The organism is Veillonellales bacterium (assembly GCA_039680175.1).
Taxonomy (GTDB): Bacteria; Bacillota; Negativicutes; order JAAYSF01; family JAAYSF01; genus JBDKTO01.
Genome location: JBDKTO010000102.1, coordinates 1 through 7,738, shown reverse-complemented (window position 1 = coordinate 7,738; position 7,738 = coordinate 1). Strand labels below are relative to the sequence as shown.

Genomic DNA, 7,738 nt, shown 5'->3' with positions numbered 1-7,738 from the left:
GGCTGAAGAGGACGGTTTGCTAAATCGTTAGAGGGAGCAATCCCTGCCAGGGTTCAAATCCCTGCCACTCCGCCATTTATAAGAGATGAAAGGACTTTGGAAATTATTCCAAAGTCCTTGTTTTTTTGCCTGTGGGGTGATTTGTGGGGTGATTATAAATAAAATGCATAGAATTTTTGCAAAAACATGCATTCTATGCACAATTATAAAATGGAACTCACTCCCCCTTACTCATTTTTTCATCGTCCATTAGTTGCTGAATTACAGCGACCGCATCATCCTGCATACTCTTAACAACATGACTGTACGTATCCAGTGTGATCCTGATGGTACTGTGCCCGATCCGTTCTGATACTACCTTAATGTTAATCCCTTGTTCTAAGAGCAGCGTTGCATGTGTATGACGCAAATCATGGAACCTAAATTTGCGCTTAATACCGGCATTTTGTAATACCTTTTTGAAAGTGAAAAAGGAAAACCTGCTTGGATCTAGGTAACTTCCCAACGGATTGATGATGACGATATTTTCGTCATCATATTTGTTCATAAGCAAAGCTTTTTGTTGTCGCTGCCATTCCCGGTACTTTTTTAACGCATCAACCGTCAGCTTCGGCAATGGAATGCTGCGATAACTGCTTTTTGTTTTTGGCGTAGCCTGTAAGTAGTAACCATGATTGGTAGAAACAAGAGTCCGATCTACTAACAGCCTGCTTTTGTCCAAATCAACGCCATCCCAATGAAGCCCGAAAATTTCTCCAATTCTCATTCCCGTTGTTAATGCCAGTAAGATGACCATATAAGGCACTTCACCCTCCATTTTAGCAGCATCCAGCAGTGCTTTACTTTCTTCTTGACTCAGCACTTCAACTTTTGCTTTCTCGATTTTAAAAGGAACCGTTGCCAATGCCGGATTTCGTTGAATAAGTTCAAGATCAACTGCCTTTTTAAGAGCTCCGATTAGCGTACGTCTTGCTCCATTAACGGTTCTTGCCGACAATCCTTCCGCATCCTCGCCACCGCTTTCAACCAAATGATTCAGCATGTTTTGAATTTCTTCTGTATTTAATTGCGATAGATATTTATCCCCAATATACGGAATAATGTGCCGGTTAATTGAGCAACAATAACGCTCGTAGGTTTTCACCTTCACTTTATCTAATATAAACGTCTTCAGCCATTTCTCCAGCCATTCGGAAACCGTTTGTCCTTCTTTTTTATGGAGCAGCACGGCTGCGTTCTTGCTTTTCATTTCTTTTATAAAATTTTTTCCCCTTTTAGCCACTTCAGTCTTTGATGCGCCGGTTAACTTCTTCTTTTTTGCCGTTTCAGTCACTGTATCAAAATACAAAAATTGTCCTTCCCAGCAATTTCTTTTTTTGTTGAAATAAATACTGCCTTCGCCATTAGCTCTTCGTGTACCCATCATGTTTCCCCCATCCGGTTCAAAATTTAAGCCAGAGAATTGCTTCTCTGGCTTTTCGTGTTATTGCAATTTTTTCAAAAAGCTACCTTTTATAAGCACCTTTTTGCCGATGTGAATCGCATCTATCTCTCCCCGGCGAACCAGACTGTATACCCCGCTAAGGCTTAACGGAAGAATTCCGCCATTTTTGGAGATGATTTCTTTAACTTCATATAAACGATTAGCATCAATAATCATAAATACCTCTCCCTTCACAGCTATAATATACAATTAAAAATCTCCTGAATTGCAAATTATTTAACCCTGCTAATTGTTTGGGTAATTTGAGGAAGTACCATCCCCCGCTCGTCATAAAAGACATCATTGAGTTGCAATTCACTGGGATGACAAATGATGTCGTTTAAATAAGCTCCAACCGACATTTGTGTCACCTTGTAGTCGTCAAGCATATACTCTCTTGCTTCCATGACCGATCGAAACTCTTTAAAGTGGATATACTGAAGTTTATACTGGTAAATAATACTGAACAGGTTATCGAGACTGTCAACATAAGCGCAAACAAACGGTGCAACTAAGGAAAAATAACGTAGTGGTTCACCATTTGGCTTTGCCCGGAATACCGGGTATTGTAATTGAGAGACAAAAGGATTTATATAAACACCGCCACCCTTTAACAGATCCTCCAACCGGGGCAGCGGCACCTGTTTGCCATACCCTTCACTTAACCATCGTCTGACGTACTGATAGCAAACCTCCACATATCCCGCCCCAACAGTCCCGAAACTTTTCAATTCAACATCTCTTTCCTGATCTACCAAGCAGTACACATTCTTTAAATCATTTAACAGCGCTAATCCCCGCTCAAATGTCAATGCTGAAATCATTATCGTTACCTCCTTTTAATCTTTTACGGAATCCAGTATTTCACAAACCGTTTTATAATTTAGTACCAGCATTCGCTTTCGGCTCCCCTTCTTGGCCTTTAAGAGGTATTCAGCCTTGCCACTTTGTAATTTGCTGCCTCGAGCAATACCCTTTTCACACAAAATTCTATGCAGTTTAGGCGATGTAACCGCATAGGCCTTTTGCTGCTTATCCCAGTAATATCTAACGGCTTGCTCGGCGTCTTCGTGCCGTAGCCATATTGTATCGGTATTTACTTCCCGGAAGCCGGTAAACCCGCTTTCATTAGCGATATACTCGGCTTCCGATTCAGCCAGTCTGAGATTTTCTCGCGTGCCGATTATTTGCCTCAACGCATACAGAAACATGACTTCCGGTTCTAATCCACTGGTTTCTTCCTGATTGTCCAGCATTGCCTCAACAACAATTTTGTCGAATCCTGCCATATAATTCAGAATACCGGGGTCAAAAATACTGCACCAACGGGCAAACTGTCGAATTATATCTCCCATTATCAGTAGATTAACGGTGGCATACCGGACTCTGGCAATTTTGAAATCCCGTCCATATCGGTCCTCATACTCTTGGGCTTTAGGAAGGATGTCTTTTACTATTTGATCGCCGTTATCCCTCAGAAATTCAATGAATAGGGCCATGTAGTTTCGCATGATTGAAGACTTATGTTGAAATTCCTGCAGGACCCCGTTATCATAACTTTGCTTGTCTACCGGAACGATAATCATTCGGTAATAGCTGGAATTGGAAAGCGGTGGATTGTCTTCTCCCGTAACAACCAACGTTGCCCGGAAGCTTCGGTTATCAACCCCGCCTTCTTTACTCACCGAAGTTTTAGCGGGAGAATTGGAATCCCCGATAGCTCTGATTGCTGCTTCCAGTAAGGCGGTATCATTACGTTTTTTGTTTTTTTCAGAACAGGAGAAATCATCTAATAGTACGGTTTGGTCCCGCAATATCGACATGGTTTTGTAAAGAGCAGGAATAGTAGTCCCGAAGGACAGCTTTTTCTTTTCATTATCTGTCTGGAAGATGTTACAGAACACTTCCGAAATCCGGGTTTTATAGGTATTGGTTTCACCCCGGAGAAACAGCGTACTCTGAAATGTACGCTGCGCTTTATTAAAAAGAAACGCCGCGTAGGAAAAATGGGCAAAGAGAAAGGGTATCAGGCTGACGAATCGGAACCGGCCAATTTTCAGGAAGCGAAATCCTTCTCTAAATACTCTGCCTTTATCCATCAAAGACACATCCGGGAGGTAGAACTTTTTATAAACCGGGTCTTCTCCAATCACATAGCGGATATTGCCACTGATTGCAGTCCAACCGATTTTCATGATGTGAATTTCTTCTTTCAGATTACTTTGGCATCTGCTATAAACGTTGCTAAGGTATTTTTCCAGATAGTCCCGGGCTTTAGAACTAAGAAACAATTCCGGAAACCGGTTTTTGATAATCGACGAATAAACATTTTTGTATTCACTGAGTGGAACGGTAATGGTTTTGGGGGCACTCCACTCTTTCGAGTACAAAAGGCATTTCAATTCTTCTACCGGCTCGGAATCTTCCTCCCAATACCTCTTTATTCGGGCTTGAACTCTAAGCCGAATATTAGTTATGGAAAAATATTCTTTGGAGTTTTTCAGTGCATAAACACCGTCTTCCGTCTCACGAAAATATTCCGGTTCTTCCAGCAATTCCATCTGCTCCATGCCCGGCTTAACTTTAACCAGGCCTGCAGGATTGCGGTAATTCATCTTCACTTTCCAGGTATCACCTTCACGGTAAGCACTCATCGGACATAAAACTCCAAGAGGTTCTCCTTGGCAAATTCTTTCATCCGCCGACCGATATGTCAGCGTAACATTCTTTTCATTATAATTGCAGACTTCCGGCGGAGAGGTCACAATTGGCGGCTGATCGGCTTTTCCTATCTCTACAACCGGTCCTGTATAAGGCTTGACCGTACTTCGCGCCATTATTTTTTTAAAAAAATCGCTATTCATTATTTTCCTCCTTCCAATTATATGGGACATGCATATCAATTAATGGTAGTCCAAAGCGGTTTAAAACTTGATTCGCCCAAAGTTTGTGCTCAACAATGTTACGCTTTTTTATTTGCAGCTTTTTCCCTCTCAATGGTAACCGGCTATTAATAACAACATGCATATGGGGATGAGGAGCACCCCGCTTTGTGCAGTGCACTCCCCAGACATACATGGCACCGAGCCGCTGCAAATAGCGGCATTCTTCTATCCCGATTTCTCTTACTTGCAATGGGTCTACCAATCCCGGTTCAAAGTCAAGGAGCAAATGATAAAAGAGCCGTGTTCCGCTAAGACCGCACGCCATATGAAAAAAGATAAAGCTTTCATACGCTGCATTAGGATCGACACCATACCCGCCGAATAGTAAGGATTTCAGGATTGGCTTTCCCAACCAAATACGCTTGCACGGATCATCCAAATATTGTATCTTTTGCTTTAACTGATACTTTTGGTCAAACCGGCCAGGAATGTATCGCAGGATCGGCATAATCGATCGACCCTTTCAACCAAATTTCGAATATCGACATTCTTGACTTCCCTTAGCCGTTCCAGTTCCGTGCGTATCCGGTATAGTTCGAGGTAAATTAGCCGCGCCTTGGGATATATCTCTACTTTACGTTTCTTCAGCAGTTTAAGAATGTACCTGTTCATGGACTGCTCCGCTAAATCAGCCTCATGCTTGAGCCGTATATAATCATGCATCGGAACTGATAACGGAATCCTCTTTTTCTCCATATCCACTACACCTCGACCAAGTTCTTAAAAAATCGATTAGGAGGCATAACAGCTTCATATTTCTCCGAACCGGTTTCGATCAAGCGTGGATATATGACTCCCGACGTAGCAGCTTCAAAGAACTCACTATTGCGATTAAGGCTGGCAGCCACTTCCCGCAACAATTGCGGATCATTGTGGGTGGTATTTAAGTACCTGCAGATTTGCTGTACATCACGTACAAACTCCCCAAATCCGGGAACAATCACGACCTTTTTGCGCTTGAGCAAGCCGAATACCATCCTGCTCATGGATACGCCGGCTATTGCTGACCTTTCCTCCAGAAGCTCGTAAAGGTCATTGGACACACTAACTGTTATCCGCCGCCACTTTATACGTTCCTTCTTCCGAACCTTTTTCTTAGGCATAATATCCCTCCGTCTGGATCACAACTCCTATCTTAGATAATAATAATTCTATAATGTTATTTATCATCAAAAGATTAGTGAGCACTGTAATCGCGTCTACAATGTATTCAGATGAAACCATTTATGTCGGCCGACAAGTATAAATATATATAGCTCTTAGCGTAAAGAAAATCACAAATTTTTAAAATTTAGCCGGACTATCTTTCATCAATTTTACTCAATATACTTGCTTTTTCTACTTGGACGCATATATACAATTGTGCTAAACTTAAAATAAAATTTTATTCAATTTTACTCAATACATATCAAAGGAGTTTAAATGAACATTTTTAAAACCGAACCAAGTTTGCCTAATATTCTCAAAAAATTAAATCCTAAATCATTGACTTTAGAACAAAAATTTTTGTTATTCATGCTGCCTGACCGTGATCTTTCTTCTTTTTGCGATTTAAAAGAGAAGAAAAGAAGCGAACTGAAAAAAATAGAAACGGAATTTGGTAGCGATCTTGATAATTTTAAAAATGACCAAAATCAATCCTTTCAAGTAATATCAGAAGCGATTCAACAGTTACAAACACTAAATTTTACGGATAATATAATTTTTAAAAATAAACTCTTAGGGAAACTAAAAGTTGAACTCAATAAAGATCAACTTGATTATACTGATGACACGATCCACAATATTGAAATTTTATTAGACCAAATTAGCGACTTGCAACCGACAAATTACATAACCGCAAAGGGTATGCAAGAAATAACCGTTCTCCAAAATAAATATCATTTAGACCTATCCTTTAGTTCCCAAGCCATACCGTTAAGTCAAAGCCAGAAAATTATTAAAGCTGAAAATGATAAGCAAGAAAATTTATTTACTATTAGAAACGAACTATGCACCTATAAATATGCCTTATCTTCTTCTAGTTGTTTTAACGAAGAATTATTATTTACAGCAGCCTTTATAGACCCCCTTTTGTTGGAAAACACGGCTCCAAAAATTTTTAGTATTCTGAACAAACGTACGAAACTCTATAAGAAAATAAAAAAATACATAGATACTAATAATTACAATATTTTACAATTTGTACACCCGTTTTTTTCTATAATTGAAGTAAATGATCTCAGACTGCTATACTCACGGTTACGAAAATTAATTCACGCATATTTTTTCTTAATTAAAAATATCCCTTCAGTTCCTAGCATTTACCCTAAAGTCGAAGATCATTTAACCCTCATTCGAGCTATATCTTCTGAGACAGAGTTATTAACTCCAGAGATTAACTACCAATATAAAAATAACTTTACTAAAATGCTTGATCAATTAGGCATGAACCAAAAAGATGTAGCAAAAATTTTTGGGATATCTGAGTCAACATTATCAAAAGCAATGAATAAACCCACCCCTTCTCAAAGCTATCTATTAAAAATAGCCAAACTATATAATTGCAGTCTAAGCTTTCTTCAGGAAAAAACTACCATACCATCCTATGGAAAATTAACCGATGACAAATCAGCTAAGTATTTGCTATATATAACTGCAAGGCGTAACGTCGGTAAAAACTTTCTGGCTATTTTTCATGATGTATTTACCCAAAATCGTGAAGATACCCATAGTCTATATAAAACTGATCCATCAACAACACCTACAAACAGCGATGAGAAAGAACGCTTTGACGCTGTTGTAAAACACATAACTTATCTTCAAAAAGAGTATGAACAACTTCCTGTTGAAAAAATAGAGGCACTAACAACCCTTTTAAAAAAATAAGTCCAATGTATCGAAAAAAAAAACATCCTAATCAACCTGATTAGGATGTTTTTTTGCATTCCTAGGGCAACATACACTTAAGCAATCGCCTTCGCTTTTCTCTGGCACTTCATACATAGCGGTCTGCCATACTTTTTCATGGAGACATTCCTGATTCCAGTAGTAATTTTGTTACCGCAATCGATACATACCAGGTGATCATTGGCAGCAACAGTATTAGATTTCTCCACATCCGATGCATACACTTCTTCATCCGTCTTACTATCGGCTTCCGGGTCGTCATTGGTGCTGATAGAAAAACTAAGCATAAAAGCGTATTTAATTCCCGCCGTTTCCGCTTTCATGACCGCCTTGTCCCCTGCATCCTGGCCGCTCCCAAGACCGACTAAGGTAAGACTTTCCCCGCTGTCGCCGTCTATCAAGGTAATGGAAACCTTTACGG

The 7,738-nt window shown here is 39.8% G+C and carries 9 protein-coding genes; 1 reads left to right on the top strand and 8 read right to left on the bottom strand.

From position 1 onward, the window contains the following. Window positions 1–217 precede the first annotated feature (217 nt). From ABFC84_16935 to ABFC84_16905, 7 genes are read right to left on the bottom strand one after another with little or no spacing between them, the layout of a single operon-like run. A complete protein-coding gene (locus tag ABFC84_16935; GenBank protein MEN6414425.1) occupies window positions 218–1,423 on the bottom strand; it encodes a site-specific integrase in 1,206 nt (401 codons plus the stop codon). A gap of 60 nt (window positions 1,424–1,483) precedes the next feature. Beyond that, complete coding sequence (locus ABFC84_16930; protein MEN6414424.1) at window positions 1,484–1,660, bottom strand: hypothetical protein; 177 nt, start codon at window positions 1,658–1,660, stop codon at window positions 1,484–1,486. A gap of 56 nt (window positions 1,661–1,716) precedes the next feature. Continuing rightward, a complete protein-coding gene (locus ABFC84_16925; GenBank protein ID MEN6414423.1) occupies window positions 1,717–2,307 on the bottom strand; it encodes a hypothetical protein in 591 nt (196 codons plus the stop codon). Window positions 2,308–2,322: 15 nt separating this feature from the next. Beyond that, window positions 2,323–4,347 carry a hypothetical protein gene (locus ABFC84_16920; GenBank protein ID MEN6414422.1) on the bottom strand — a complete coding sequence of 675 codons (2,025 nt, stop codon included), beginning with the start codon at window positions 4,345–4,347 and terminating at the stop codon, window positions 2,323–2,325. Further along, window positions 4,340–4,780: a relaxase/mobilization nuclease domain-containing protein gene (locus ABFC84_16915; GenBank protein MEN6414421.1), complete on the bottom strand. Its 441-nt coding sequence runs from the start codon at window positions 4,778–4,780 to the stop codon at window positions 4,340–4,342. Before ABFC84_16915 ends, ABFC84_16920 begins: the two co-directional genes overlap by 8 nt. A gap of 44 nt (window positions 4,781–4,824) precedes the next feature. After that, window positions 4,825–5,124, bottom strand: coding sequence for a hypothetical protein (locus ABFC84_16910; GenBank protein MEN6414420.1), 300 nt, complete (start codon window positions 5,122–5,124; stop codon window positions 4,825–4,827). A 5-nt stretch (window positions 5,125–5,129) separates the two neighbouring features. Continuing rightward, window positions 5,130–5,531 (bottom strand): hypothetical protein, encoded by a 402-nt coding sequence (locus ABFC84_16905; GenBank protein MEN6414419.1) that lies wholly within the window; start codon window positions 5,529–5,531, stop codon window positions 5,130–5,132. A gap of 319 nt (window positions 5,532–5,850) precedes the next feature. On the opposite strand from ABFC84_16905, the gene ABFC84_16900 reads away from it, so the two are divergent. Beyond that, window positions 5,851–7,296, top strand: coding sequence for a helix-turn-helix transcriptional regulator (locus ABFC84_16900; protein ID MEN6414418.1), 1,446 nt, complete (start codon window positions 5,851–5,853; stop codon window positions 7,294–7,296). A gap of 77 nt (window positions 7,297–7,373) precedes the next feature. Here the strand turns inward: ABFC84_16900 and ABFC84_16895 are convergent. Further along, window positions 7,374–7,738, bottom strand: a 365-nt coding sequence (locus ABFC84_16895) for a hypothetical protein (protein MEN6414417.1), incomplete at its 5' end; no start/stop codon positions are given.

What these genes read in the sequence shown, in the direction of transcription:
- ABFC84_16900 (MEN6414418.1), top strand. Translation starts at nt 5,851, where the DNA reads ATGAACATTTTTAAAACCGAACCAAGTTTGCCTAATATTCTCAAAAAA.
- ABFC84_16905 (MEN6414419.1), bottom strand. Translation starts at nt 5,531, where the DNA reads ATGCCTAAGAAAAAGGTTCGGAAGAAGGAACGTATAAAGTGGCGGCGG.
- ABFC84_16920 (MEN6414422.1), bottom strand. Translation starts at nt 4,347, where the DNA reads ATGAATAGCGATTTTTTTAAAAAAATAATGGCGCGAAGTACGGTCAAG.
- ABFC84_16925 (MEN6414423.1), bottom strand. Translation starts at nt 2,307, where the DNA reads ATGATTTCAGCATTGACATTTGAGCGGGGATTAGCGCTGTTAAATGAT.
- ABFC84_16935 (MEN6414425.1), bottom strand. Translation starts at nt 1,423, where the DNA reads ATGGGTACACGAAGAGCTAATGGCGAAGGCAGTATTTATTTCAACAAA.
- ABFC84_16910 (MEN6414420.1), bottom strand. Translation starts at nt 5,124, where the DNA reads ATGGAGAAAAAGAGGATTCCGTTATCAGTTCCGATGCATGATTATATA.
- ABFC84_16930 (MEN6414424.1), bottom strand. Translation starts at nt 1,660, where the DNA reads ATGATTATTGATGCTAATCGTTTATATGAAGTTAAAGAAATCATCTCC.